The 25,029-nt window shown below is 61.5% G+C and carries 23 protein-coding genes and 1 pseudogene; 15 read left to right on the plus strand and 9 right to left on the minus strand.

What is annotated here, in order from left to right:
• Positions 1–65 precede the first annotated feature (65 nt).
• The 3 genes from galM to bacA all read left to right on the plus strand — a co-directional run bounded on the left by galM (position 66) and on the right by bacA (position 3,267).
• Positions 66–1,046 (plus strand): galactose-1-epimerase, encoded by a 981-nt coding sequence (gene galM, locus AXW79_RS15945; protein WP_005318405.1) that lies wholly within the window; start codon positions 66–68, stop codon positions 1,044–1,046.
• Between the two features lie 151 nt (positions 1,047–1,197).
• Positions 1,198–2,193, plus strand: coding sequence for an aldo/keto reductase (locus AXW79_RS15950; protein WP_005318403.1), 996 nt, complete (start codon positions 1,198–1,200; stop codon positions 2,191–2,193).
• Between the two features lie 258 nt (positions 2,194–2,451).
• Entirely contained in the window at positions 2,452–3,267 is an 816-nt protein-coding gene (bacA, locus tag AXW79_RS15955) for an undecaprenyl-diphosphate phosphatase (RefSeq protein WP_005318402.1), read from the plus strand.
• 63 nt (positions 3,268–3,330) lie between these two features.
• Here the strand turns inward: bacA and AXW79_RS15960 are convergent, their stop codons facing one another.
• The 3 genes from AXW79_RS15960 to AXW79_RS15970 form a co-directional block, all read right to left on the minus strand.
• Positions 3,331–4,008 (minus strand): ChrR family anti-sigma-E factor, encoded by a 678-nt coding sequence (locus tag AXW79_RS15960; protein ID WP_005318399.1) that lies wholly within the window; start codon positions 4,006–4,008, stop codon positions 3,331–3,333.
• Complete coding sequence (locus tag AXW79_RS15965) at positions 4,001–4,570, minus strand: sigma-70 family RNA polymerase sigma factor (RefSeq protein WP_005318397.1); 570 nt, start codon at positions 4,568–4,570, stop codon at positions 4,001–4,003. Before AXW79_RS15965 ends, AXW79_RS15960 begins: the two co-directional genes overlap by 8 nt.
• Before the next feature lie 132 nt (positions 4,571–4,702).
• Entirely contained in the window at positions 4,703–5,269 is a 567-nt protein-coding gene (locus tag AXW79_RS15970) for an LON peptidase substrate-binding domain-containing protein (protein ID WP_005318395.1), read from the minus strand.
• A gap of 313 nt (positions 5,270–5,582) precedes the next feature.
• Here AXW79_RS15970 and argS point away from each other — a divergent pair, with 313 nt between their 5' ends.
• The 4 genes from argS (at position 5,583) to hslU (ending at position 10,277) form a co-directional block, all read left to right on the plus strand.
• Positions 5,583–7,328, plus strand: a complete 1,746-nt coding sequence (gene argS, locus AXW79_RS15975; RefSeq protein WP_005318393.1) for an arginine--tRNA ligase — start codon at positions 5,583–5,585, stop codon at positions 7,326–7,328.
• Positions 7,329–7,331: 3 nt separating this feature from the next.
• Positions 7,332–8,159, plus strand: coding sequence for an SPOR domain-containing protein (locus tag AXW79_RS15980; RefSeq protein ID WP_005318391.1), 828 nt, complete (start codon positions 7,332–7,334; stop codon positions 8,157–8,159).
• 191 nt (positions 8,160–8,350) lie between these two features.
• Positions 8,351–8,884 (plus strand): ATP-dependent protease subunit HslV, encoded by a 534-nt coding sequence (gene hslV, locus AXW79_RS15985; RefSeq protein WP_005318389.1) that lies wholly within the window; start codon positions 8,351–8,353, stop codon positions 8,882–8,884.
• Positions 8,885–8,948: 64 nt separating this feature from the next.
• Positions 8,949–10,277, plus strand: a complete 1,329-nt coding sequence (hslU, locus tag AXW79_RS15990; protein WP_005318386.1) for an HslU--HslV peptidase ATPase subunit — start codon at positions 8,949–8,951, stop codon at positions 10,275–10,277.
• A 73-nt stretch (positions 10,278–10,350) separates the two neighbouring features.
• Here the strand turns inward: hslU and AXW79_RS15995 are convergent, their stop codons facing one another.
• Positions 10,351–11,745, minus strand: coding sequence for an MFS transporter (locus tag AXW79_RS15995; protein ID WP_005318384.1), 1,395 nt, complete (start codon positions 11,743–11,745; stop codon positions 10,351–10,353).
• 190 nt (positions 11,746–11,935) lie between these two features.
• Between AXW79_RS15995 and AXW79_RS16000 the strand changes: the two genes are divergently transcribed.
• From AXW79_RS16000 to mgtE, 6 genes are all read left to right on the plus strand, one after another.
• On the plus strand, positions 11,936–12,856 hold the full coding sequence (locus AXW79_RS16000) for a LysR family transcriptional regulator (RefSeq protein WP_011898251.1): 921 nt from the start codon (positions 11,936–11,938) through the stop codon (positions 12,854–12,856).
• Positions 12,857–13,146: 290 nt separating this feature from the next.
• Complete coding sequence (gene nirB, locus AXW79_RS16005) at positions 13,147–15,693, plus strand: nitrite reductase large subunit NirB (RefSeq protein ID WP_005318379.1); 2,547 nt, start codon at positions 13,147–13,149, stop codon at positions 15,691–15,693.
• A 106-nt stretch (positions 15,694–15,799) separates the two neighbouring features.
• Positions 15,800–16,117, plus strand: coding sequence for a nitrite reductase small subunit NirD (gene nirD, locus AXW79_RS16010; protein WP_005318375.1), 318 nt, complete (start codon positions 15,800–15,802; stop codon positions 16,115–16,117).
• Positions 16,118–16,168: 51 nt separating this feature from the next.
• A complete protein-coding gene (nirC, locus tag AXW79_RS16015) occupies positions 16,169–16,981 on the plus strand; it encodes a nitrite transporter NirC (RefSeq protein ID WP_005318373.1) in 813 nt (270 codons plus the stop codon).
• Positions 16,982–16,993: 12 nt separating this feature from the next.
• Positions 16,994–18,400, plus strand: coding sequence for a siroheme synthase CysG (cysG, locus tag AXW79_RS16020; protein WP_005318371.1), 1,407 nt, complete (start codon positions 16,994–16,996; stop codon positions 18,398–18,400).
• Positions 18,401–18,550: 150 nt separating this feature from the next.
• Entirely contained in the window at positions 18,551–19,975 is a 1,425-nt protein-coding gene (gene mgtE, locus AXW79_RS16025) for a magnesium transporter (RefSeq protein ID WP_005318369.1), read from the plus strand.
• A 70-nt stretch (positions 19,976–20,045) separates the two neighbouring features.
• Here mgtE and AXW79_RS23995 read toward each other — a convergent pair whose 3' ends face one another.
• Positions 20,046–20,171, minus strand: coding sequence for a hypothetical protein (locus AXW79_RS23995; RefSeq protein WP_005318366.1), 126 nt, complete (start codon positions 20,169–20,171; stop codon positions 20,046–20,048).
• A gap of 43 nt (positions 20,172–20,214) precedes the next feature.
• A pseudogene (locus AXW79_RS16030) lies at positions 20,215–21,126 on the minus strand (chemotaxis protein); the annotation flags it as partial.
• 145 nt (positions 21,127–21,271) lie between these two features.
• Between AXW79_RS16030 and rraA the strand changes: the two are divergent.
• A complete protein-coding gene (gene rraA / locus AXW79_RS16035) occupies positions 21,272–21,757 on the plus strand; it encodes a ribonuclease E activity regulator RraA (protein ID WP_005318362.1) in 486 nt (161 codons plus the stop codon).
• Between the two features lie 271 nt (positions 21,758–22,028).
• Here rraA and AXW79_RS16040 read toward each other — a convergent pair whose 3' ends face one another.
• The 3 genes from AXW79_RS16040 to AXW79_RS16050 form a co-directional block, all read right to left on the minus strand.
• Positions 22,029–22,703 (minus strand): 7-cyano-7-deazaguanine/7-aminomethyl-7-deazaguanine transporter, encoded by a 675-nt coding sequence (locus AXW79_RS16040; protein WP_005318359.1) that lies wholly within the window; start codon positions 22,701–22,703, stop codon positions 22,029–22,031.
• 170 nt (positions 22,704–22,873) lie between these two features.
• Complete coding sequence (locus AXW79_RS16045) at positions 22,874–23,161, minus strand: DUF3630 family protein (RefSeq protein WP_005318356.1); 288 nt, start codon at positions 23,159–23,161, stop codon at positions 22,874–22,876.
• 10 nt (positions 23,162–23,171) lie between these two features.
• Entirely contained in the window at positions 23,172–24,599 is a 1,428-nt protein-coding gene (locus tag AXW79_RS16050; protein ID WP_005318354.1) for a protein adenylyltransferase SelO, read from the minus strand.
• Positions 24,600–24,703: 104 nt separating this feature from the next.
• On the opposite strand from AXW79_RS16050, the gene AXW79_RS16055 reads away from it, so the two are divergent.
• Positions 24,704–25,006 (plus strand): c-type cytochrome, encoded by a 303-nt coding sequence (locus AXW79_RS16055; protein ID WP_005318352.1) that lies wholly within the window; start codon positions 24,704–24,706, stop codon positions 25,004–25,006.
• Positions 25,007–25,029: the final 23 nt, after the last annotated feature.

Raw genomic sequence — 25,029 nt, forward strand, 5'->3', positions numbered from 1 at the left:
CACCCGATCATCACGACTGACAGTCATGTCTGCCGTACCCATACAAGCACAGGAGCGGGCAAGCCATGACACCATTCGAGTTGGAAAATGAAGAAGGGCTGCGCCTGCGCGGCCTCGATTTTGGCGCCACCCTCACCTCCCTCACCCTGCCGGTGGCAGGCTCAAGGCGTGAAGTGCTGCTGGGCTGCGCCGATGAAGCCTATCCCGCACAACAGGTGTGGCTGGGCGCCGTCGCGGGCCGTTTTGCCAACCGCATCGGCGGGGCAGAGCTGGTGCATGATGGCCAGCACTGGGCTCTGGATGCCAATCAACCGCCTCACTGCCTGCACGGTGGACAGGAGGGGTTTCATCACAGGATCTGGCAGATCAAGGAACAGGAATCGGATCGGGTCAAACTCGTCCTGCTGTCAAAGGCAGGGGATCAGGGCTTTCCCGGCAACTTGCGGGTGACGATGGAGTATCGACTGGAACAGTACGACCTAGTGGTGGAGTTCAGAGCCAGCACCGATGCCCCTACTCCGATCAGCCTCACCAGCCACGCCTATTTCAATCTGGATGGGGGCAGCAAGGGCGGCGATGTGCGCGACCATGCCATCAGTCTCAATGCCGACTACTTCCTGCCTACCGACGGCAGCGGCCTGCCGCTGGCCATTGCGCCAGTGGAAGGTCCCTTCGATCTGCGGGTTGCACGCCCCATGGGCCTGGATTGGCTGAGCCACCCCCAGCAACGGCAGGCCAAGGGGTACGATCACGCTTTTCTCCTCAATGGTCCTGAACAGGGGCGAGCAGCGCAGGTGGTGTCGGGGGATAAACAGCTGACGATGGAGGTCTATACCAACCAGCCTTCGTTGCAGTTCTACACCGGCAACTGGCTGGCCAGCACGCCGAACCGCAGCGGTCAGCCCCATCAGGATTACGACGGCTTCTGCCTTGAAGCGCAGCAGCTGCCAGACAGTCCCAACCGGCCAGCGCTTGGTGATCCCTGGCTGCTGCCGGGCCAGCACTATCATCACCAGACCCGTTACCGTTTTATCCCCGCAGACTAAAACAGGTGCTGGTGGCGTCATTCTCCCGACCTCCCCTCTGACAACGAGGCGCTTTGTTTGCGCCCTTTCTTCCGACAAGGGTGGGGGCTTTGGCCAACGACACCGGGCATGACAGCACACTGACAGTTATCGAGCCGATTCAGGAGTCTTTATGGATGACAACTACCTAGCCGCCCCCGACCGTTACCAGCGCCAACCCTATCGATCCGTCGGCCGCCACGGCCTGCGCCTGCCCAGCATAGGGCTGGGGCTGGGGCACAACTTCGGCGAGGGGAGCGATCCCGCCAGGGTGAAAGCCATGGTGCATCAGGCATTCGATCTTGGCATCACCCACTTCGATCTCGCCAACAACTACGGGCCGCCCCCCGGCTCTGCCGAGACCTGCTTCGGCGGCGTGCTCAAACGCAGTCTGGCTCCTTACAGAGACGAGCTGATCATCGCCAGCAAGGCGGGTTATGTGATGTGGGACGGCCCCTACGGCGACGGCGGCAGCGCCAAGTATCTGTTTGCCAGCCTGCATCAGAGTCTGCGCCGGCTCGGACTCGACTACCTGGACATCTTCTATCACCACAGGCCGGATCCCCGCACCCCGCTGGAGGAAACCTGCCAGGTACTGGCGCTCATGGTGCGTCAGGGCAAGGCGCTCTATGTCGGCCTTTCCAACTATCCGGCCGAACTGGCCGCCCGGGCGGCGAACCGGCTGGCCGAACTCGGGACCCCCTGCCTGGTCAATCAGCTCAAATACTCACTGTTCCAGCGGGAAATAGAGGCCGAAACCCTGCCGGTCTGCCGCGAGCAAGGCGTTGGCGTGGTGGCCTTTTCGCCACTGGCTGGCGGCCTGCTCAGCGACCGTTATCTGGCGGGCATACCGGCGGATTCCCGTGCCGCCAGCGGTAGCCCCTTTCTCAAGCCGGAACAAATCACTCCGGACAAGCTGGCCAGGATCCGGGCCCTGCACACCCTGGCGCAGCAGCGAGGACAGGATCTGTCACAACTGGCGCTGCAGTGGGTGCTGCGCGATCCCGTGGTGAGCTGCGCCCTGATTGGCGCCAGCAGCCCCGAGCAGATAGTGAACGCTGTCGATGCCCTCGCCTTACCCCCGCTGGATGAGCCGTTGCAACGGCAGATAGAGACGACCCTGGCCTGACTCTCTCGCGCCGCCGCTCTTGCAAGGGGGAGGAGCCACTGTTGCATCGGCGTGGACAAGAGGGGCGTGACAGCGGCACCTTCCCCGAGATATGGGCCCCCTCCCCTGGCAAAGGGATCTGGCAACCCTGTATGACGACAGTCCCTCACAGCGCCCCAATATTTTCTGGTTGCCTGCCCGGTTTTCCTCCATCATTGGCCACCCCGACCCAGCTCGGGGTTGACCTTATCCGGACCAATCAACCAAGAGATCTGAACCATGACAGAGTCTTACGCCCTGTTTGTCGCCTTTGTGCTGGGCATAGTAGAGGGCCTGACCGAGTTTCTGCCCGTTTCCTCGACCGGCCACATGATCATCGTCGGCCACCTGCTGGGCTTCGAAGGGCCCAAGGCCGCCACCTTCGAAGTGGTGATCCAGATGGGCTCCATTCTCGCTGTCGTGGCCGTCTTCTGGCGCCGCCTGTTTGGCTTGATTGGCATCCACTTTGGCCAGAAACCACCTCAGGATCACGCCACCCTCTCCCTGGTGCACATCATCCTCGGCATGCTGCCCGCCGTGATCATCGGCTTGGGAATTCACAGCTGGATCAAGGCCAACCTGTTCGGACCGGAAACCGTGATGTACGCCCTGGTTGCCGGCGGCATCTTGCTGATCATCGCCGAGAAGTTTCGTCCGACGGTACGCTCCGAGACCCTGGATGACATCAGCTACAAGCAGGCGTTCGGCATAGGTCTGTTCCAGTGTCTGGCGCTCTGGCCCGGTTTCTCCCGCTCCGGTGCCACCATCAGCGGCGGCATGCTGATGGGGATCAGCCGTCAGGCAGCTGCCGAGTTCTCCTTCATTCTGGCGGTGCCCATGATGGTGGCGGCAAGCGGGCTGGATCTCTACAAGAGCCGCGACCTCCTCTCCATGGCCGACTTTCCCATGTTTGCGGTGGGGTTCATCACTGCCTTCGTGGTCGCCATGATTGCCATCAAGACCTTCCTGGCGCTGATCCGTCGCCTCGACTTCATCCCGTTCGCCATATACCGCTTCATCGTAGCCTTCGCCGTCTACCTGGTGTTTGTTGCCTGATGACAGGCAAATAGCCGAATGAAAAAGGGACCTTTCGGTCCCTTTTTCTATTGCTGCCCCACCTCAATAGAGACGATGGGTGATGCCGTTGAGCAGCCGCGACAGTCCCTTGGTGAACTGGACCGGCGCATCCTGCACCGTGTAGCAGAGGCAACCATCCGGCGTATGCGGGCTGTGGGCATGGCTGGCATCGCGCCAGATGAAGTCCCCCGCCTGATAGCAGGTGTCACCATCCTGCATGTTGCCCGCCAGCAACAGGGTCAGCTCATAACCCTGATGGGTGTGCTCGGGGATACGACCACCGGCCTCGATGTGAAGCAGACTGGCGCGGGCCCCCATTTCGTCCAGCGGCAAACTGTGCTGGCGAATGGCACCGATATGGCGCCACTTGGGGGCATGGTGACGGGCAAGTACCCTGGGCAGGCGGTATGAATGGCCGGCTACCTGCAATTCGGGGGTGGACGACGCCGGTTGGCCGAGCTCGGCCTGGCTAGCCACTGGCTGCTGCAATATGCCGGCCAGAACGGCGTCGAGTCCGGCTGGCATGGGCTCGCTCACCTCGGCTGGCTGCTCGGTCGGCTCCAGATACTGGCGAGCCAGTTCCTCTTCGCAGGCTCGCAGACTGGCAGCACACTCGGGGCAGAGCTCACAATGGGCAGAGACACCGACGGCCAGCGGCAGGGGCAGCTCGTCGGCAGCGAAGGCGCGCAACATGGCGTGAGTCGGATGGGTTTTAATCATGGCCTTGCTCCACTTGCTCTTTCAATTTCTGTAATGCCAGTCTGAGGCGAGATTTGATGGTGCCAAGAGGCACGCCGAGTCGCTCCGCCAGCTCCTGCTGGGAGAACTCCTGCAGATAGATGCCGCGCACCACCTGCTGTTGCGGTTCCGGCAGGGTGGCAAGATAGTGCGCCATCTGGCGGGTCAGCACCGCATCCTCACCACCGCTCAGGTGCTCCTCTTCCGCTCTGAACTCCAGCATGGGCCACAACTCCTCGGCGCAGAGATCCTCCTTGCTGGCGCGGCGGCGGCGCAGCATGTCGAAGCTCTGGTTGCGCATGACGGTGTAGATCCAGGTGGTTGGTGCCCCCTTCTCGGGGTGGTAGAGACGAGCCTTCTGCCACACCAGCAGCATGGTCTCCTGTACCAGCTCCATGGCGTTGGCCTCGCTGCCGAGGTGACGCAGGCCGTAGCTGCGAATGCGCGGCGCAAAGTGAGTGAACAGAGTGGCAAACGCGGCCTTGTCGGCATGTTCGGCCACCCGGATGAGAAGAGACTTCAGATCGCCATCTGGATTGTCCATGGGGGGCGATATCCTGCGCAGAGTCGATTGGGGTTGGCCAGTATATGCCATTGCGCCATACCTTGAATGTTGTGGTCATCACCATTACGCCTGACGCGGAAAAAGGATCACCCGTGGGTCGCACATTCGCGCTCAATGAGTGGCAACCAGCAGGCCCCTCAGCAGGGAAAGCGCGGGCAGGTTGTTCTCCGCCGCCAGCAGCCACTGCTTCTGCTCCACGGGAATAGGCAACACCTCCAGCCAGCGCTGGGCCACCCAGCTGGCATCATCCCAGTCGGGGTTGTGGTAGAGAGCCGCATACTCCGGGTAGTCGTTGAACACCTCCTGCAATGCACTGACCAGGGAGTGCTGGTCGGCATTGAGTCGTCCTGTCTGCCAGAGCGGCAGCAGTTCCACCTCGCCGACTCTCAGCCCGTCGGACTCCTGCCACAGATCGGCGATCCTGACCCGTTCCATGCCGAGCACTGTAATGCCCAGCAGACCGTCCGGCAGTTGATCGAAATCGACTATTCGCACCCGGGTGGCGATGGGGTACATGTTGCGCAGCGCATCGGGCTGACGGGGGTCGAGCATGCAGAGCACAAAGCCCTGATCTCCCGCCTCGGCGATCATGCGCTGATATCTGGGCTCGAAGATGCGCAGCGGCATGATGCCACCGGGCAGCAGGTGAGCCGAGAGGGGAAACAGCGCCAGTTTCATCAGGTTATTCCTCTGTTGGAGATGCTTCTTGATACGACGGCCGCACCAGAGCAGATCATTGAGTGCCAGTTGGAATAGAAAAACCCTTAACAATCAGGGGAAAATAGCCTGGACAACCCGATTCGATATGCAGTAGAAATGGATAAGCACCGCTTATCCCAGTGAATATTCTGGATAGTGGTGGCAAATGCAGTGAAATATCCGCCCGACCAACTCTGGCGGGCCGTCCCTATAGTTTTCTCGGGCCGATGCGGGTAAAATTCACGCCCTTATATATCAGTCATTTTTCGACGCGCAACCTTGGTGGTCAGTTATGAAAGAGCATATTCATCATCTACTTGAACAAACGGTAGCCAATCTCAAGTCAGCAGGCGTCTTGCCGGCGGACCTGGAAGCCCGGGTGCAAGTAGACCGATGCAAGGAGAAGGCTCACGGTGATCTGGCCACCAATCTGGCCATGCTGCTGGCCAAACCGGCCCGCAAGAATCCCCGTGAGCTGGCCGCTGCCATCATTGAAAACCTGCCCGCCTCGGATCTGATCGCCAAGGTCGAGATCGCCGGTCCCGGCTTCATCAACTTCTTCTTCGACCAGCGCTGGCTGGCCGGCCAGGTGGAAACCATGGTGACCAGCGCCAACGCCAACGTGAAGCTGCCGACGCCGCAAACCGTGGTGGTGGACTACTCGGCGCCGAACGTCGCCAAAGAGATGGCGGTGCACCACATCCGCTCTACCGTGCTCGGTGATGTGGCAGCTCGTGCTCTGGAGTTCCTCGGCCATAAGGTTGTGCGCGCCAACCACATTGGTGACTGGGGTACCCAGTTCGGCATGCTGATCGCCTATCTGGAGAAGATGGCCAACGAGCACGCCAGCGACATGGCGCTCAAGGATCTGGAAGCCTTCTACACCCAGGCCAAGCGTTGCTACGACGAAGACGAAGCCTTCGCCGAGCGTGCGCGCAACTACGTGGTCAAGCTGCAAGGTGGCGATGAGTACTGCCGCACCATGTGGAAGAAGCTGGTCGACATGACCATGGAACAGAACCAGATCAACTACGACCGCCTGAATGTCTCCCTGACCAACAAGGACATCATGGGCGAGTCCATGTACAACGACATGCTGCCGGAGATCGTTGCCGACCTGAAAGCCAAAGGGCTGGCGGTCGAGAGCGAAGGCGCCACCGTTGTCTTCCTGGACGAATTCAAGAACAAGGATGGCGAGCCCATGGGCGTCATCATCCAGAAGAGCGATGGCGGTTTCCTCTACACCACCACCGACATCGCCTGTGCCAAATACCGTTATGAAACCCTGGGCGCCGACCGGGTCATGTATTTCATCGACTCCCGTCAGCACCAGCATCTGATGCAGGCCTGGACCATCACCCGCAAGGCGGGCTATGTACCGGAATCCGTACCGCTCGAGCACCACGCCTTCGGCATGATGCTGGGCAAGGATGGCCGTCCCTACAAGACCCGCTCCGGTGGTACCGTCAAGCTGGTTGACCTGCTCAATGAAGCGGAAGAGCGCGCGACCGCCCTGCTGGAGAGCCGCAACAGCGACCTTTCTGCCGAAGAGAAGGCCAACGTGGTCAACGCCATCGCCATGGGCGCGGTGAAGTATGCGGATCTCTCCAAGAACCGCACCACAGACTACATCTTCGACTGGGACATGATGCTGTCATTTGAAGGCAACACTGCGCCCTATCTGCAGTATGCCTACACCCGCATCCAGTCCATCTTCCGCAAAGCCAACATCGATGCCAGCACGCTTATTGGCAACGTGACCCTGAACGAAGAGGCGGAAGAGGTACTGGCCCAGAAGCTGATCCAGTTCTCCGACGCGGTCAACGGCGTTGCCGACAAAGGCATGCCGCACCTGCTCTGTACCTATCTGTACGAGCTGTCAGGCAACTTCATGACCTTCTACGAAGCCTGTCCGATCAACAAGGATGGCGTCGATGAAGCCACCCGCCAGAGCCGCCTGCTGCTGTGCACCGCCACTGCCAAGGTCCTGAAACTGGGTCTGGGCGTGCTGGGCATTCATACCCTGGAGCGCATGTAATAGATGGCAACCCGGGATTACGTCGGCAACAGCCCGAGAAGACGGGCCGGTGGTCGTAACACCAAGAAAGCGGCACCTCGCCGCTTTCCTGTTATCCCGGCACTGCTGGCCGGGGCGCTGCTGGCGGGTTTCGGCGGCTTCCTTTACATGATCAATGGCAAGGGCAGCGATGCCCCCACCATTGAAGAACAGGTCAAGGCCAACAAGCCCAAAACGCAGAACAATGCTCTACCCCAGGAGAAGTGGAGCTATATCGAACGGCTTGAAAACAAGCAGGTCGATGTCATAGCGCCACCTCCCCAGCCGGGTGTGTTGCCGCCGCCACCGGCGGAGACGCTCACCCTGCAGCCGGAGAAACTGCCGCAGCCGGTGCCGACCGACATCCCCCAACCGGGTACGCCCATTGGTCAGGTGCAGCCCTACAAGCCGCAACCGGTTCAACCGGCCAAACCCGCCCCTGTGGCCAGCGCCCAGGAGCAGGTGATCGATCGTCAGGCGGACCGGGAGCGGATGGAGCGGGAGATCCGTGCAGAACTGGAACGTGAGCGGGCCGCTGCGCCCAAACCACAAGTTGCGGCAGCCACGGGCGACGACAGCGGACGCTACATGATGCAGTGCGCCGCCCTGCGTTCGCAGGATTCTGCCGAATCGCTCAAGGCCCGTATCGCCTTCACCGCCGGGCTCTCCTCCAGCCTGCAAGTTGTCAACGGGGCCGGTGGTGCCGTCTACAAGGTGATGGTGGGTCCGTTCAGCGGCAAGGCAGCCACAGATGCGGCCAACCGCAAGCTGCAAAGCGCTGGCATCAGCGGTTGCATCCCCAAGAAGGGGTGAACCCTGTCAGGGGAACCTTGAGAAAGGGCCGGGTCGACAGACCCGGCCCTTTCTCTTTTCTGCGCCACCAAGTCTCGATAGAGGTCGACCCGCTTCGGATACTCCCCCAGGGTTGAAAAGCCAGGCAGGCATCCCCATCTTTCTTGCCATGCACAGTCAGGCCGTTATTCGGCTCAAGCGAGGTAAGTAAAGTGACTACCATAGTTTCAGTTCGCCGCAACGGTCAGGTCGTGATCGGTGGTGATGGCCAGGTATCCCTCGGCAACACCGTCATGAAGGGCAATGCCCGCAAGGTTCATCGTCTCTATAACGGCAAGGTGCTGGCGGGTTTCGCTGGCGGTACTGCCGATGCCTTCACTCTGCTCGAACGCTTCGAAGCCAAACTGCAGGCCCATCAGGGTAATCTGGAACGCGCCGCCGTGGCGCTGGCCAAAGACTGGCGCACCGATCGCGCCCTGCGCCGCCTCGAAGCCCTGCTGGCGGTCGCCGACGAACACAAATCCTTCATCATCACCGGCAACGGTGACGTGGTGCAGCCGGAGCAGGATCTCATCGCCATCGGCTCGGGCGGCAACTTCGCCCAGTCCGCGGCCATCGCCCTGCTGGAAAACACCGAGCTGGATGCCAAAACCATAGTCGAGAAGTCCCTCAAGATTGCGGGCGACATCTGCGTCTTCACCAACGGCAACCACACCATAGAAGTGCTGGATTATTCAGCTAAATAAGCCAGCCAAGTAACCCATTTTCGAAGGGGTGGGCCCTGCCCGCCCCGGATACAGGAACGCCATCATGTCCGAGATGACCCCGAGAGAAATCGTCCACGAGCTGGACCGACACATCATTGGTCAGGCCGATGCCAAACGCGCCGTCGCCGTTGCCCTGCGCAACCGCTGGCGCCGGATGCAGCTCGGTGAAGAGATGCGCCATGAAGTGACCCCGAAAAACATCCTGATGATAGGCCCGACCGGTGTCGGTAAGACCGAGATCGCCCGTCGTCTGGCCAAGCTGGCCAACGCGCCCTTCATCAAGGTGGAAGCGACCAAGTTCACCGAGGTGGGCTATGTGGGCAAGGAAGTGGACAGCATCATCCGCGACCTGACCGATGTCGCCATCAAGCTGGTGCGCGAGACCGAGATGGAGAAGATGAAATACCGCGCCGAGGAGGCCGCCGAAGAGCGCATCCTCGACGCCCTGCTGCCCAACCCGCGCAACACCTGGGGTGAGGAAGAGAAAGCCGACAACTCCAACACCCGCCAGATTTTCCGCAAGAAACTGCGGGAAGGTCAGCTGGATGACAAGGAGATCGAACTGGAGCTCTCAGCCTCCCCGATGGGCGTCGAGATCATGACACCGCCGGGTATGGAAGAGATGGCCAACCAGCTGCAGGGGCTGTTCCAGAACCTGGGCCAGAACCAGAAGAAGAAGCGCAAGATCAAAGTCAAAGAGGCCATGAAGGCGCTGATCGAAGAGGAAGCCGCTCGTCTGGTCAACCCGGAAGAGCTGAAGCAAAAAGCCATAGCAGCGGTCGAGAACAACGGCATCGTCTTCCTCGACGAGATCGACAAGATCTGCAAACGCGGCGAGAGCTCCGGCCCGGATGTTTCCCGTGAAGGGGTACAGCGCGACCTGTTGCCGCTGGTGGAAGGCTGTACCGTCAACACCAAGCACGGCATGGTCAAGACCGACCATATCCTGTTCGTCGCCTCCGGCGCCTTCCAGGTCGCCCGCCCGTCGGATCTCATCCCCGAGCTGCAGGGTCGTCTGCCGATCCGGGTCGAGCTGACCGCGCTCACCACAGATGACTTCGAGCGTATCCTGACCGAGCCGAACGCCTCCCTGACCGATCAGTACAAGGCGCTGATGGCCACCGAAGGGGTCAATATCGAGTTCACCAAGGACGGCATCCGCCGTCTGGCCGAAGCGGCCTGGCAGGTCAACGAGCGCACCGAGAACATAGGTGCCCGTCGCCTGCATACCGTGATGGAGCGACTGATGGAAGACATCTCCTTCGATGCCTCCGAGAAGTCCGGCGAGACCTTCGTGATCGACACCGACTACGTCAACGCTCACCTCGGCAAGTTGATTGAAGATGAGGACCTGAGCCGCTTTATCCTGTAAGCGAGTCTCGGCACAGCACTGACTATTCTGGACGCCTCCACTATGGAGGCGTCTTTTTTGTGTCTCATGATCCTCACACCACCGCAAGCGCCTCCTCTCGTCTGCGCCCCACCAGCCATAGCGCCAACCCTGTGAGCAGGCCGGTCAGGGCAAAGGTAACCTGAGTACCGAACACCAGATCGGTCGGCATGGCCATGCTCAGATTGTGCGTCCCCACCAGAGTGGCAAACAGGCCACCGAGCCCGGCCGCTCCCGTCAGTTGGCCCAGATTGCGCGACAGGGTCAACAAGCCCGCAACGGCCCCCCGTGCCTGCTCACTCGCCCCACCGACCACGGCACTGTTGTTGGCGGTCTGGAACAATGCATAACCGGCCGTCAGCAGCAGTATGGGCAGCAGATAGCCGAGCGGACCATATCCCGCCGTCAGGGTTGCCAGTCCAAGGGCTGCTATGACCATGACAGCCAACCCCAGCCGAACGACCCATAGCACGCCAAACCTGTCCACCAGCCAGCCGGCAGGCATACCCGTCAAGGCGGCCAGCAGGGGTCCCCCCGAGATCATGAGCCCGACCGTCGCCATATCGAGGTCAAACACACCGCGCAGGTAAAAGGGGCCGATCAGCAATGTCACCACCATGACGCTGGCCACCAGGGCACTGGCGAGCAAGCCGCCCCTGAGCCTGGGTTCGGCCAACAGCACCAGTGGCAACAGGGGAGAGGGGTCGAGGCGCTCGCGGCGAATGAACAGTGCAGTGACAAGCAGAGCCCCCGCCCACAACCCCAGCGCCAAAATCCCTCCCGAGGTCAGCGCCAGCCCGTAGCAGAGCAGCGCCATCACCAGCATCGACAGACTCGCCAGGTTCACCCTCTCTCTTTGTGGCAAAGCGCCCTCAGGTGGCAGACCCAGCATGCCGGCACCCAGTGCCAACAGGCTGACGGGCACCAGCAACAGAAAGGGAGCCTGCCAGCCAAACGCACCGATCAAGAGGCCACCGAACGAGGGGCCAAGGGCTGTGCCACAGGCCGACAGGGTACCGAGCAGTCCCATGCTCCAGCCACGCCGCTCTGGTGGCACCAGCTGCCCCACCATGGCGAGCGCCAGAGAGAGCATGCAGGCAGCACCGGCTCCCTGCAGGACGCGCGCCGCAATCAGCCAACCTATGGTGGGAGCTAGGGCGCACAGCAGGGACGCCAATGCAAACAACGCCATGCCCCAGAGCAGCAAACGCCGCCGGCCAAACCTGTCCCCAAGCCTGCCAGCCACCACTGTCAGGCAGGTGATCCCCAGCAGATAGGCCACCAGTACCCATTGCACGCTGGCAAAGGGGACGGCAAATACCTGCCCCAACGCGGGCAGTACCATGTTGGCCATGCTCCCCGCCAGCATGGGCAACAGGGTGGCAAGACCGAGCGCCAGCAGGCCAGCACGGCGGGCAAAAGGCGTCGGGATTGTGATGGAATGTGACATGGGCATGACCTCCGGCGAACTATGATGCCGACAAGGCTAGTCAGAGCGTGTATCTGGCGGAAGACGCACGGCTTGCAACTTATAGCTGCACGGCACGCCATATGAAGAGCCGGATTCTCGCGTATGATGAATCCAACCGACCGCCATCAGGTTGGTCACCCCTAACACCCTGCTCGGCGAGGGCACGACCATGACCACCCCCGATTTCAATCTGCTGCTGACCCTGGATGCGCTGCTCGATGAGGGCAGCGTGGCCGGGGCGGCCAGGCGGCTGAAGCTCAGCCCCTCCGCCATGAGCCGGGCACTGGCCCGCCTGCGTGACACCACTGGGGATCCGCTGCTGGTGCGCGCGGGCCGGGGGCTGGTGCCAACACCACGCGCCCTGGCCCTGCGCGAGCGGGTCAGCCAGCTGGTGCAGGAGGCCGAAGCCGTACTGCGCCCCCAGCAGGAGATAGATCCGGCCCACCTGGTGCGCACCTTTCGTCTCAGATCCAGCGACGGTTTCATGGAGAGTGTCGGAGCGGCCCTGCTGGCGCGGCTCGCCGCCGAGGCGCCCGGGGTGCGGCTGCATTTCATAGCCAAGCCCGACAAGGAGAGTCACCCCCTGCGCAGCGGTGAGCTGGATTTTGAAACCGGCGTGATCGGCACTAATACGGCGCCCGAGCTGCGCACCCAGGCGCTGTTTCAGGATCGCTTTGTCGCCGTGGTACGACCGGGCCATCCACTGTGCGAGGGGCCCCTGACCGCAGTCCGCTATGCCGCCGCCCGCCATGTGCTGGTGTCGCGGCGCGGGCAGGAGCACGGCCCCATCGACGAGGCGCTCGCCGCCCTGAAGCTGGAGCGAGCCATCGCCACCCTGGTGCCGGGGTTTGCCACTGCACTGGCGCTGGTGCGGGGCAGCGATCTGGTGGCGACAGTGCCCGCCCTGCACTGCGCCTCCCTGCACGCCGATCTGGTGACTCTGCCTCTGCCCTTTCCCTTGCCCGGGATCACCCTGGCCCTGCTCTGGCACCCGCGGCTGGACGCCGATCCGGCCCACCGCTGGTTGCGCACCGTCATCCGCGAAACCTGCGCCCGCGCCCCCTATCAGGCCACACAGAAAGAGCGGTGATCTGCGCCGCCATAATCCGCCGCACTACCCAGACGCCGACAGTGAAAGCACCTTTGCCGAGGTGTTTTCTTTCATTATGCCTGGCCAGACGGGCTACCCCTCTTGCCCCGTGACAGCCAAAGCCCAGAATGCACCACTGGTATACCTATTTATGTATAACTTTGAATTGTATCGAATTACCCCTGAGGAGATATATAAATAGACACTTGATTTGCATCAATCGTCCCGTCCCTGCGACTGGGTAGCCTAGCCTCAGAATGATGTTTTATTACTCCAAACTAGAGGCAATCATGAGCAAAGTCAGGCTGGCCGTCATAGGGAACGGCATGGTGGGGCACCGCTTCATCGAAGAGTTGATCGAGCGGGCCGATCCGGACCGGTTCGAGATCACCGTCTTCGGTGCAGAACCGCGTCCCGCCTACGATCGTGTCCATCTCTCCTCCTACTTTTCCCACCACACCAGCGAAGATCTCTCCCTCGTCAAACCCGGTTTCTACGAGAAGCACGGCATCCGCCTGCTGCTCGGCGAAGCGGTGAAAAAAATCGACAGGGCGGCCCGCGAAGTGCATTCCAACAAGGGCACTGTGGTCGGCTACGACAAGCTGGTGCTGGCCACCGGCTCCTACCCCTGGGTGCCGCCCATTGCGGGCAGTCAGCACCACGAGTGCTTCGTCTATCGCACCATAGAGGATCTGAAAGCCATCCGCAGCGCCGCCAAGAGCGGCAAGAGTGGTGTTGTCATTGGAGGCGGCCTGCTCGGCCTGGAAGCGGCCGGTGCCCTCAAGGCGCTCGGCCTCGAGACCCATGTGGTGGAGTTTGCCCCGGTCTTGATGGCGGAACAGCTCGACGGTCAGGGTGGCCAGCTGCTGCGCCGCAAGATCGAATCCATGGGGGTGCAGGTTCACACCAGCAAGAGCACCAGCGAGATTCTGATGCACGGCGGTCGTGACGCCCAGCATCGCCTCGCCTTTGCCGACGGCAGCACGCTTGAAGTAGATGTGGTGGTCTTCTCCACCGGCATACGCCCGCAGGACACCCTCGGCCGTTACTCGGAACTGGCCATAGCCGAGCGCGGCGGCGTAGCTGTCGACGATCACTGCCTCACCTCCGACCCCGACATCTATGCCATCGGTGAGTGCGCCGCCTGGCAGGGTCGCTTCTTCGGCCTGGTAGCCCCCGGCTACAAGATGGCCCAGATCACCGTCGACCATCTGCTCGGCGGCGACAGCCGTTTCGAAGGGGCGGACATGAGCGCCAAGCTCAAGCTGCTCGGCGTCTCCGTCGGCTCCATCGGTGATGCCCACGGCCGCACCCCTGGCAGCCACAGCTATGTATTCCAGGACGATCAGGCCGGCGTCTACAAGCGTATCGTGGTGAGCGAAGACAACAGCCGCCTGCTCGGCGCCGTGCTGGTTGGCGATGTGGATGACTACGGCAACCTGCTGCAGCTGATGCTCAACGCCATGCCGCTGCCCGCCCACCCGGATACCCTGATCCTGCCCGCCTATGCCGGTGCCAAGCCGACCCTGGGAGTGGATGCCCTGCCGTCCACCGCCCAGATCTGCTCCTGCTTCGACGTATCCAAGGGCGACATAGCCCAGGCGGTCGCCGAGGGCCACACCACCCTGGCCGCCATCAAGCAGCACACCAAGGCCGGTACCGGCTGCGGCGGCTGCGTGCCGCTCATCAGCCAGGTGCTCAACGCCGAGCTGGTGAAGCAGGGCATAGAGGTCAACAACCACCTCTGCGCCCACTTCCCCCACTCCCGCCAGGAGCTGTTCCACCTGGTCAAGGTGGAAGGGATCAAGAGCTTCAACGAGCTGCTGGCCAGACACGGACACGGCTATGGCTGCGAGGTGTGCAAACCCACGGTCGGCTCCATCCTCGCCTCCTGCTGGAATGGCTATGTGCTGAACCCGCTCAACACCCAGCTGCAGGACACCAATGACATCTTCCTCGGCAACATGCAGAAGGACGGCAGCTACTCCGTCATCCCACGCATGGCCGGTGGTGAAGTGACCCCGGAAGGCCTGCTGGCGGTGGCCGAAGTGGCCCGCGACTACAAGCTCTACACCAAGATCACCGGTGCCCAGCGCATCGGCCTGTTCGGTGCCCAAAAAGATGATCTGCCCGCCATCTGGCGGAAATTGCTGGCCGCGGGCTTCGAGACAGGTCAGGCCTACGCCAAGGCGCTGCGCATGGCCAAAACCTGTGTCGGCAGCACCTGGTGCCGCTTCGGTGTGCAGGACAGCGTCGGCCTCGGGGTCTTCCTCGAGAACCGCTACAAGGGCATTCGCACCCCCCACAAGATGAAGTTCGGTGTCTCCGGCTGTACCCGCGAATGTGCGGAAGCTCAGGGCAAGGATGTCGGCATTATCGCCACGGACGCAGGCTGGAACCTCTATGTGGGCGGCAACGGCGGCATGAAGCCGCGCCACGCCGACCTGCTGGCCTCCGACCTGGATCGGGAGACCCTCATCAAGCTGATCGACCGCTTCATGATGTTCTACGTCACCAGCGCCGACAAGCTGCAGCGTACCTCGGTCTGGCTCGGCAACCTGGAGGGCGGGGTCGACTACCTGCGCGAAGTAATCGTCGACGACAAGCTGGGACTGAATGCCACCCTGGAGCGCGACATCCAGGTGCTGATCGACAGCTACGAGTGCGAGTGGTCCCGCACCCTGAATGAAGAGGAGCAGCTCAAGCGCTTCAGCCACTTCATCAACAGCGGCAAGCGTGACCCGGACGTACAGTTCGTCAGCGAGCGCGATCAGCACAGGCCCGCCACTCCGGCAGAGCGCATTCCCGTCTACCAGATCGAAGTGGAGGCAAAGTGATGAAATTAGCCTGTCAGCTCAATGACATTTTTCCGGGCACCGGCGTCTGTGCCCTGCTGGAAGGGCGCCAGAATATGCCTGTTTCGCTCGATGTGGAGGTTCAATCATGAAATTCGCCTGCCAACTCAACGACATCCTGCCGGGAACCGGCGTCTGCGCTCTGATCGAGGGGCGTCAGATCGCCCTGTTCCGCCCGAGCGCGGCGGCCGAGGTGTTCGCCATCGACAACCGGGACCCCTTCTTCGCCGCCAACGTGCTGTCGCGGGGTCTGATCTGCGAACACGAGGGCGCGCTCTGGGTTGCCAGCCCGCTCAAGAAGCAGCGCTTTCGCCTGAGCGATGGCCACTGCTTCGAGAATCCGGCCATGTCGATTGCCTCCTATGCCGTAGAGGTACGCGATCAGCAAGTCTGGGTCGCCGTTTAACTCCATGAATATCGGGGCTGCCCGCGGGCGGCCCCCTTAAAGAGAACACCTATGTATACCGAGACCATTAACAAATGCGCCGCCAATGCGGCCCGCATCAACCGCTTCGAGCGCAGCGACAAGCTGGGCTTCTGGCTCAGCTCCGCCATGGCGGGGGCCTATGTGGGCCTGGGCATCATCCTTATCTTCACTCTCGGCAATCTGGTCGACCCCAGCATTCGCCCTCTGGTGATGGGAGCCACCTTCGGCATAGCCCTGACGCTGGTGATCATCGCCGGCTCCGAGCTGTTCACCGGCCACACCATGTTCCTCACCTTCGGGGTGAAAACAGGCAAGATCACCATGACCGATCTGCTGCGCATCCTGCCCCAGACCTGGGCAGGCAACCTGCTCGGCTCCATCGCAGTGGCGCTGATCTACTCCTACGGCGGCAGTCTGCTGCCGGATGCGGGCAGCCTGGCCCACAAGGTGGCGCTGGCCAAGACCCAGGCACCGGCCCTGACCCTGTTCATGAAGGGGATCCTCTGCAACTGGCTGGTTTGCCTCGCCATCTGGATGGCGCTGCGCACCGAGGGTGCCGCCAAGTTCATCGCCATCTGGTGGTGCCTGCTGGCCTTTATCGCCTCCGGTTATGAGCACTCGGTCGCCAACATGACCCTGTTCGCCCTCTCCTGGTTCGGTGCCCATTCCGAGGCCTACACCCTGGGTGGCATAGGCCACAACCTGCTGTGGGTGACCCTCGGCAATACCGTCTCCGGCGCCCTCTTCATGGGACTGGGCTACTGGTATGCCACCCCGAAAGCGGATCGTCCGGTCGCAGTGACCGACGCCAACGCCGCCGCCAGCCAGACCCAAACCGCCTGATCCGGAGGCCCCATGGACTACTTGCCCATCTTTTGCCGACTCGACAACAAACCCGTGCTGCTGGTTGGCGGCGGCGAAGTCGCAGAGCGCAAGGCGCGCCTGCTGCTGGACGCCGGCGCCCGGCTGACTGTGGTCTCTCCCGCACTCGACCCCGAACTGGCAGCCCTTGCCACCAGCGGGACGATCGACTGGCTAGCTGCCGAGTTCGAGCCGGCACACCTGACGGGCAAGTGGCTGGTGGTGGCCGCCACCGACAGGCGTGAAGTCAATGCGCTGGTCTACCAGAGCGCCAACCAGGCGGGCATCTTCGCCAACGTGGTGGACGATCCCAAACGCTCCAGCTTCATCATGCCGTCGATCATCGACCGCTCACCGCTGATGGTGGCCATCTCCTCCGGCGGCAAGGCCCCTGTGCTGGCCCGATTGCTGCGCGAAAAACTGGAGGCCCTGCTGCCCCAGCACCTGGGCGCTGTGGCCGCCTTTGCCGGCGGCCTGCGGGCGCGGGTCAAGGCCCGCTTCGCCAGCATGGGAGAGAGGCGCCAGTTCTGGGAGCGGCTGCTTAGCGCCGATCGGCTCGGTCAGGCGCTGGCACGGGGTGACAAGGCATCGGCCAACCAGCTGGCCGACACTCTGTTTGCCGAGGAGACAGGTGCCAAGGGGGAAGTGATCCTGGTGGGCGCAGGCCCGGGGGATCCCGGTCTGCTCACCCTCCACGCCCTGCGCCACATGCAACAGGCGGACCTGGTGGTCTATGACCAGCTGGTCTCCGATGAGGTAATGGCGCTGGTGCGCCGCGATGCCAGGCGTATCTTCGTCGGCAAGCAGGCGGGCAACCACTGCGTTCCCCAGGAGGGCATCAACCAGCTGTTGCTGGAAGAAGCCAGCAAGGGGCAGCGGGTGGTGCGGCTCAAGGGGGGAGACCCCTTCATCTTCGGCCGGGGCGGCGAGGAGCTGGAGACGCTGGTCGGCAGCGGCGTGGGCTTCCAGGTGGTGCCGGGGATCACGGCGGCGAGCGGCTGCGCGGCCTATGCGGGCATTCCTCTCACCCATCGCGATCACGCCCAGAGCGTGCGCTTCGTCACCGCCCACGGCAAGGGTGGCACCCAGGATCTGGACTGGCCCCTGCTGGCTCGGGATCAACAGACTCTGGTGTTTTACATGGGACTCTCATCGTGCGCCACCATACGCCAGAAGCTGACGGCTCACGGCAAGGCGGGCACAACGCCGGTGGCGCTGATCGAACGGGGCACCCAGCTAAACCAGCGGGTCATCCGCGGCACCCTCGACCAGCTGCCGGAGCTGGCCGTCGGGGTCGAGAGCCCGGCTCTTATCATGGTGGGCTCAGTGGTAACCCTGGCCGACAAGCTCGCCTGGTTCGGCCAGACCAACCATGGGGTGCAAGCCGCCGCACTGGCCTGAACCCGCAATCTGCCAGTCTATTCAGACCGCCGCCATCATGGCGGCGGTTTTTTATGACGTCTGACGGCACTCATGGTCATAACCTCCTGTTTTGAGTCTGGTATCCTATGGGGAGGTCATCCGGCCAACCGATTTCAGGAATTCCGTTTCATGTCTCACCCCGTCAAGAACAGCGCCAAACAGCGTGAAAAAGACAGAAGGCGCATCCTCACCCTGCTGCTGGCCGACGATGCCCTCACCGACAGCCTGCTCGACCCCCAGTCGGCACAGGATGCGGCGCAGCGCGACCAGACTGGCGAAATCATCCGTCTGGTGAACCGACTGCCCGCCGCCGACGTCGCCGATACCCTGGAATCCCTGCCGCCGGACGAGCGCCACGCGCTGTGGCAGCTGGTGAATGAAGAGAAGCATGGCCAGATCCTGGTCGAGGCATCGGAGACGGTGTGGGACAGCCTCATCAACGGCATGAGCGACAAGGCGCTGCTGCACGCTCTGCGCTCCCTCGATATCGATGATCAGATCTATCTGGGCCAGTACCTGCCTCGCAACCTGATGGGCCGCCTGCTCACCTCCATGGCCCCGCCCCAGCGCGACCGGGTACGGGACGTGATCCGCTATGGCAAGCACACTGTCGGCGCCATGATGGACTTCGAGATCATCACGGTGCGAGCCGAGGTGAGCCTGGCGACCGTGCAGCGCTACCTGCGCCTGCGCGCCAAGATCCCCGTCAACACCGACAAACTGTTCGTCATCGACAGGCGCAACCGCTTGCAAGGGGAGCTGCCCCTCACCACTTTGCTGCTGCACAAACCGGATACCCTGGTCGCCAACGTCATGGAGCGGGATCCCGTTACCTTCGACCCGGAAGACAACGATGAAGCGGCGGCCCGAACCTTCGAGCGGGATGACCTGATTTCCGCGGCCGTGGTGGATGCCAAGGGCAAGCTGATGGGTCGCCTCACCGTCGCCGAGGTGGTGGACCTGGTGTATGAAGAGAGTGACACAGACCTGCGCCGCATGGGGGGTATCAGCGAAGATGAAGACCTGTTCGCCCCGGTCAGCAAGGCGGTCAAGACCCGCTGGGCCTGGCTCGCCATCAACCTCTGTACCGCCTTCGTTGCGTCACGGGTCATAGGCCTGTTCGAGCACACCATCTCGCAACTGGTGGCGCTGGCGGCCCTGATGCCCATAGTCGCGGGGATCGGTGGCAACACCGGCAACCAGACCATCACCATGATAGTCCGAGCGCTGGCACTGCAGCATATCCAGGCGGGCAACATCTCCTTCCTGCTGTGGCGTGAGCTGGGAGTAGCCCTCGTCAACGGCCTGGTATGGGGCGGCACCATGGGGGTCGCGACCTATCTGCTCTATCAGGATCCGGCGCTGGGTGCCGTGATGACGCTGGCCATGATGATCAACCTGCTGGTCGCAGCCCTGATGGGGGTCATGATTCCCATGACCATGACCCGTCTCGGCCGGGATCCCGCAATAGGCGCCAGCGTGATGATCACCGCCATCACGGATACCGGCGGCTTCTTCATCTTCCTCGGGTTGGCCACCCTGTTCCTCATCTAGGAACGACCAGCCTCAAACAACAAAGGGAGCCACTATGGCTCCCTTTGACTATCCCGCCCGGCGCAGGCAGCTACACCCGGTACTTGGCCACCGCCTGGTGGAGCAGCTTGGCCTGCTCGGTCAACCCATGGCTGGATTTGGCATTCTCCTCCGCCATCAGACTCGACTCCTGGGCGATATCACGGATGTTGGTCACGTTGCGATTCACCTCGTTGGCCACCAGGCTCTGCTGCTCGATGGCGGATGCGATTGACTGTGTCATTCACCCGCGAGATGGGTCTGTCTATGCTGCGTCCCAGCAGTACGCTCATGACGCCAATCAGCACTATGATCACTCCGCCACACACCAGCATCAAACTGTTGAGGCGGGAGGTCTGCCGTACCAGCTCGTCGGCGATGTGCTGGCCGACAGCCGCAAAGCCCTGCTCGGTCTGATGCACCAGATCCCGCATCTGGTTGCGCAGTCCCTCATCCTCTTTCAGTCCCAGCACCTGCATCCCCTGCACCAGGGCAACGAAGTCCTGCCGGTACTGCTGGCTGGCCTGCTCCAGCTTGCCACGGTCAGCCTCCGGCAATGCTGCCAGATTATCCTGGAAGCTCTTGTGCAGGGTCTGGAAACGCTCCAGATACTGGATGTCAGAGCGCAGCATGAAGTCTTTCTCCGCCCGTCTCAGTTGCAGCATAGTGACGAGCAGCCCTTGCTGATCCAGCTGTTTGAGCCCCTCTTCAACCTGATGCACCGCCGCTCTCAAGCGGCCATAAAGCCCATCTTCCGGCCCCAACCCGATAGTCTGCTGCTGGGACACCAGATCGTTGAAGGCCTTGCCATAGAGCCCCATCTGCTGATCCAGCCTGGCCAGTTCACCGTGCACGACGCTGATGTTGTCATCTGTGCTCAGAGTCCGGTTGAGGGTGTGGAAATCAGCCAACTCTTTATTGAAGCGCTCGACGAAGGTCAGATCCTTGCGGATCAGAAAATCCTTCTCGGCACGCCGCAGGTTCAACATGGCGATTTCGAGCCCGTCCACATTGCGTTGGGCTTCAGCCAGGTGGCGGCTTACCTGGCTGGAGTAGAGGAACAGAGCGCTCAGCACCAGCATGGCAACGGCCACCAGCGCGGTATTCAGGATCAATTTATGACGGATCAACACTATGGGCCTCTCACAAACAAGGGATAGACTGCATTGAGCTTATGCAGAAAACGTTATCCCTGTTGTTGTTCAAGGAATATTCATTGAAATGCCAGTCCCACTCCTTATACTGGTTCCACCTGTTTCCAGCGGTGGATTTGACACAATGGAATACAACACTTCAGAACTGTGCGACATCTATCAGGACATGGTGGATGTGCTCGAACCCATGCTCTGCTCCTTCGGCGGCCGCGCCTCTTTCGGCGGCGTCATCACCACGGTGAAATGCTTTGAATCAAACGGTCTTATTCGTGAGCTCGTCAAAGAGAACGGCGTCGGCCGCGTGCTGCTGATCGATGGCGGTGGCTCCATGCGCCGTGCCCTGATCGACAGCGACATTGCCACCACGGCCGCCGAGAACGAGTGGGAAGGGATCGTCTGCTATGGCTGCGTGCGCGAAGTCGACATCCTGGAAGATCTGGATATCGGCATCCAGGCACTGGCGGCCATTCCGGTCGGCGCCGACAGCAAGGACGTGGGAGAGACGGATCTGCCGGTCAACTTCGGTGGCGTCACCTTCCTGCCGGATGATCATCTCTACGCAGATACCACAGGGGTGATCCTCTCCCCTGAGGCACTCGATATCGAGTAAGCCGAAATCAACATGACGATGGGAGCCTTGGCTCCCATTTTTTATGGCTGAAACTTGCTGAAAAAAAGACAAAAAAAGAGGGCCAGAAGAACTGGCCCTATAACTGGAAGCAATGTGAGCAATGTCGTGCCTTCACAAGAAGTCCATCACGTTGGAACGAATGAAGTCTTTCCCGGAAAACAAGTTAACAATAATCATTCTCATTTAACTAAGCAACCCTTATTTTCCGAAAGTGCAAAAAAATTGACCACCGCTGGGGTGGTCAATCTCGTCAGGCTTGGCGCGTCGCCGTTTGCAGACCGGCCAATCCGGCCTCACCCACCAGCTTGCGGCTGAGGTAACGCAGCAAAACACCGTAGAGCGGTACAAACAACCCAAGGCTTATCAGCAGCTTAAATACATAGTCCACGGTGGCGATCTCGACCCAGTGATCGGCCATGAAGGGATCCGTGCTGCGCCAGAAGGCGATGCTGAAGAAGGCGATGGTATCCACCAGATTGCCAAACAGGGTCGAGGCAGCTGGCGCCACCCACCAGGCCCTGAGCAGCCGCAGCCGGTTGAACACCACCACATCCATGAACTGGCCCACCAGATAGGCCATGAAACTGGCCAGAGCGATGCGCGCCACGAACAGGTTGAACTCGGCCAGATTACCGACCCCCTGGAAACTGCCTTCGAAAAACAGTACCGAGAGGACATAGGACACCGTCAGCGCAGGCAGCATGACTGTCTGGATAATCTTGCGTGCCAGGCCGGCACCGAAGATTCGCACCGTCAGGTCGGTGGCCAGAAAGATGAACGGGAAGCTGAACGCCCCCCAAGTGGTGTGAAAGCCGAAAATGGTGATCGGCAGCTGCACCAGATAGTTGCTGCTGGCAATGATCAGGATATGGAACAAAGAGAGACGCACCAGCGCCGTGCGGTGCTGAGCAGGGGTCAAATTCATATTGTGACCTTTTTGGTTAATGGGGTTAGGGAACCCATACCGCCACCATTGGCGATAATTGAGGGGCGAGATTATACGCCCCCCAACTGATAGTTCAATCTTTATGCTGCTGATTCGGCCAGCGGCCATTGTCGCCTAAGGGTCAAGACCATAGGCCCCAAACCGATAGTTCAATCTTTATGCAGTCGGCCAAGCCAGATCACCACCTCGCGATCTGCCGGCTGCACTGCCGCCAGCCAGCAACCGCTGTAGTGCTCATATTCCAGCCTGAGCTGACTCCCTTCAAATTCCAGCCGCCAGCTGTGACGATCGGCGCCCCACACCTTGTCGACAAGCCCTAACTCCCACTTCTGCAGCAAGCCCTCAGCCAGCGCCGGAAAGGTATCCCAGCAGAGTCCCGGGCAATCCAGCATCACAACGCCTTGTTCCAGTTCGATGCGATTCACGCGCCAATTCATGGTTTATTCCTCAGCTACTGCAAGAAAGCTCACCACCGCAATACCACTGGGGGACGGGCGTAGCCAGATCTGCATACTCGGGTTGTTCATCATAGGGCTGCTGCAAGGCAGCAAGCAGCCGCTCGAACTGGGTCATATCCCCACCCTCGGCGGCATCTATCGCCTGCTGGGCCAGGGCATTGCGCAGCACGTACTTGGGATTGATGGCATCCATCTGTGCCTTGCGGACGGCATCCTCGCCCCCCTCCCGGGTCAGCCTGACCCGATAAAGTTCAAGCCATCCCTGCCAGAGGTCAGGATCCGGCAGCAAGGCCAGCAGAGAGGCAGGCCACTCACCCGTTCCTGTCACCTCACCCAGCCGGCGCAGGAAGAGGTGATAATCCACCCCCTGGCTCGCCAGCAGCTGGAACAGCTGGCGGAACAGGGCGGGATCTTCCTCCTCCCACTGCGTCAGCCCAAGCTTGGCTCGCATCAGCTCGGAGTAGTGCAGCATCAGCTGATGTTCGTACTGGGCCAGCGAGGTGGCCAGGGCGTCGCCGTCGACATGCCCGGCCAGCGCCTGAGCCAGCTTTTGCAGATTCCAGTAACCCACCGCCGGTTGCTGATCCAGTGCATAGCGACCATCCGGATCCGAGTGGTTGCAGACAAAATCCGGCACATAGGCATCGATGAAACCGTAGGGACCGTAATCCAGGGTCAGTCCGAGCAGGGACATGTTGTCGGTATTGAGCACACCGTGGCAGAAACCCGCAGCCTGCCACTTGGCGATGAGTCGTGCCGTGCGGCGCACGACTTCGGCAAACAGCTCGGCGCCGTTTTCCAGTTCGGGGAAGTGGTAACGCAGCAGATAGTCGATGAGAGCCGGGATCTTCTCCCCCTGACCACTCCAGGCAAAGTATTCGATGTGACCGAAGCGCAGATGGCTGGGCGCGGTACGCAACACGGTTGCGCCCGTCTCTTCCTGCTCCCGGTAGACAGGCTCCTTGCTGCCCACCAGCACCAGTGCGCGGGTGGTAGGAATACCGAGGGCATGGAGCGCCTCTGAGGCGAGATACTCGCGGATGCTGGATCGCAGCACGGCTCGGCCGTCACCGAAGCGGGAGAAGGGCGTCTTGCCCGCCCCTTTCAGGTGCAGATCCCAGCGCTGGCCATCGGTGGCTAGTTGTTCCCCCAGCAACAGGGCGCGGCCATCACCGAGGCGCGGGCTGTAACCACCAAACTGATGGCCCGCATAGACCTGCGCCACAGGCTGCATGCCGGGCAGCGGCTGCCCCAGACCACAACAGGCAAGCCAGTCTGTGTCACTGACACCATCCAGCCCCAGCTCGGCCAGCAGGCCACGATTGAGATGCAGCAACCTGGGTTCACGCAGTGGCTGGGGGACGACAGGCTCACAAGCCCAGGGCAATTCAGTGGCAAAAGTGTTGATCAGCTTCATGGTGGTGCGATTCGTCCCTGCGTATGCTCGTGTCACTCTTTATACCGCCGTCGGCCGAGTTCGGCTAACGGGCGATTGCGCTATTTCATTTCAAGGAGAAGAAGATGCAAAGATGGGTGTATGCCCTGCCGCTGCTGGCACTGGCTTGGGGACATCTGGCCAAGGCCGCCGATATCGAAGCGGGCAAGGCCAAGGCGGCGGTCTGTGCTGCCTGTCACGGGGTAGAAGGCAAGGCACTGATCCCCCACTATCCCCATCTGGCTGGCCAGAACCACGCCTATCTGGTGAAACAGCTGAAAGCCTTCAAGGATGGCAGCCGCCAGGAGCCCTTGATGGTGCCTTTTATGGCCCCCTTGACCGAAGCAGACATGGAAAATCTGGCTGCCTTCTATGCCAGCTTGAAATAACCCGCCTTATCCAGGCGACCCAA

Source organism: Aeromonas salmonicida subsp. salmonicida, assembly GCF_001643305.1.
In the GTDB taxonomy this organism is placed as follows: Bacteria; Pseudomonadota; Gammaproteobacteria; order Enterobacterales; family Aeromonadaceae; genus Aeromonas; species Aeromonas salmonicida.

Excerpts from the sequence above, each read along its gene's own strand:
- galM (WP_005318405.1), top strand. The coding sequence starts at position 66 with ATGACACCATTCGAGTTGGAAAATGAAGAAGGGCTGCGCCTGCGCGGC.
- AXW79_RS15950 (WP_005318403.1), top strand. The coding sequence starts at position 1,198 with ATGGATGACAACTACCTAGCCGCCCCCGACCGTTACCAGCGCCAACCC.
- bacA (WP_005318402.1), top strand. The coding sequence starts at position 2,452 with ATGACAGAGTCTTACGCCCTGTTTGTCGCCTTTGTGCTGGGCATAGTA.
- AXW79_RS15960 (WP_005318399.1), bottom strand. The coding sequence starts at position 4,008 with ATGATTAAAACCCATCCGACTCACGCCATGTTGCGCGCCTTCGCTGCC.
- AXW79_RS15965 (WP_005318397.1), bottom strand. The coding sequence starts at position 4,570 with ATGGACAATCCAGATGGCGATCTGAAGTCTCTTCTCATCCGGGTGGCC.
- AXW79_RS15970 (WP_005318395.1), bottom strand. The coding sequence starts at position 5,269 with ATGAAACTGGCGCTGTTTCCCCTCTCGGCTCACCTGCTGCCCGGTGGC.
- argS (WP_005318393.1), top strand. The coding sequence starts at position 5,583 with ATGAAAGAGCATATTCATCATCTACTTGAACAAACGGTAGCCAATCTC.
- AXW79_RS15980 (WP_005318391.1), top strand. The coding sequence starts at position 7,332 with ATGGCAACCCGGGATTACGTCGGCAACAGCCCGAGAAGACGGGCCGGT.
- hslU (WP_005318386.1), top strand. The coding sequence starts at position 8,949 with ATGTCCGAGATGACCCCGAGAGAAATCGTCCACGAGCTGGACCGACAC.
- AXW79_RS15995 (WP_005318384.1), bottom strand. The coding sequence starts at position 11,745 with ATGTCACATTCCATCACAATCCCGACGCCTTTTGCCCGCCGTGCTGGC.
- AXW79_RS16000 (WP_011898251.1), top strand. The coding sequence starts at position 11,936 with ATGACCACCCCCGATTTCAATCTGCTGCTGACCCTGGATGCGCTGCTC.
- nirB (WP_005318379.1), top strand. The coding sequence starts at position 13,147 with ATGAGCAAAGTCAGGCTGGCCGTCATAGGGAACGGCATGGTGGGGCAC.
- nirD (WP_005318375.1), top strand. The coding sequence starts at position 15,800 with ATGAAATTCGCCTGCCAACTCAACGACATCCTGCCGGGAACCGGCGTC.
- nirC (WP_005318373.1), top strand. The coding sequence starts at position 16,169 with ATGTATACCGAGACCATTAACAAATGCGCCGCCAATGCGGCCCGCATC.
- cysG (WP_005318371.1), top strand. The coding sequence starts at position 16,994 with ATGGACTACTTGCCCATCTTTTGCCGACTCGACAACAAACCCGTGCTG.
- mgtE (WP_005318369.1), top strand. The coding sequence starts at position 18,551 with ATGTCTCACCCCGTCAAGAACAGCGCCAAACAGCGTGAAAAAGACAGA.
- rraA (WP_005318362.1), top strand. The coding sequence starts at position 21,272 with ATGGAATACAACACTTCAGAACTGTGCGACATCTATCAGGACATGGTG.
- AXW79_RS16040 (WP_005318359.1), bottom strand. The coding sequence starts at position 22,703 with ATGAATTTGACCCCTGCTCAGCACCGCACGGCGCTGGTGCGTCTCTCT.
- AXW79_RS16045 (WP_005318356.1), bottom strand. The coding sequence starts at position 23,161 with ATGAATTGGCGCGTGAATCGCATCGAACTGGAACAAGGCGTTGTGATG.
- AXW79_RS16050 (WP_005318354.1), bottom strand. The coding sequence starts at position 24,599 with ATGAAGCTGATCAACACTTTTGCCACTGAATTGCCCTGGGCTTGTGAG.
- AXW79_RS16055 (WP_005318352.1), top strand. The coding sequence starts at position 24,704 with ATGCAAAGATGGGTGTATGCCCTGCCGCTGCTGGCACTGGCTTGGGGA.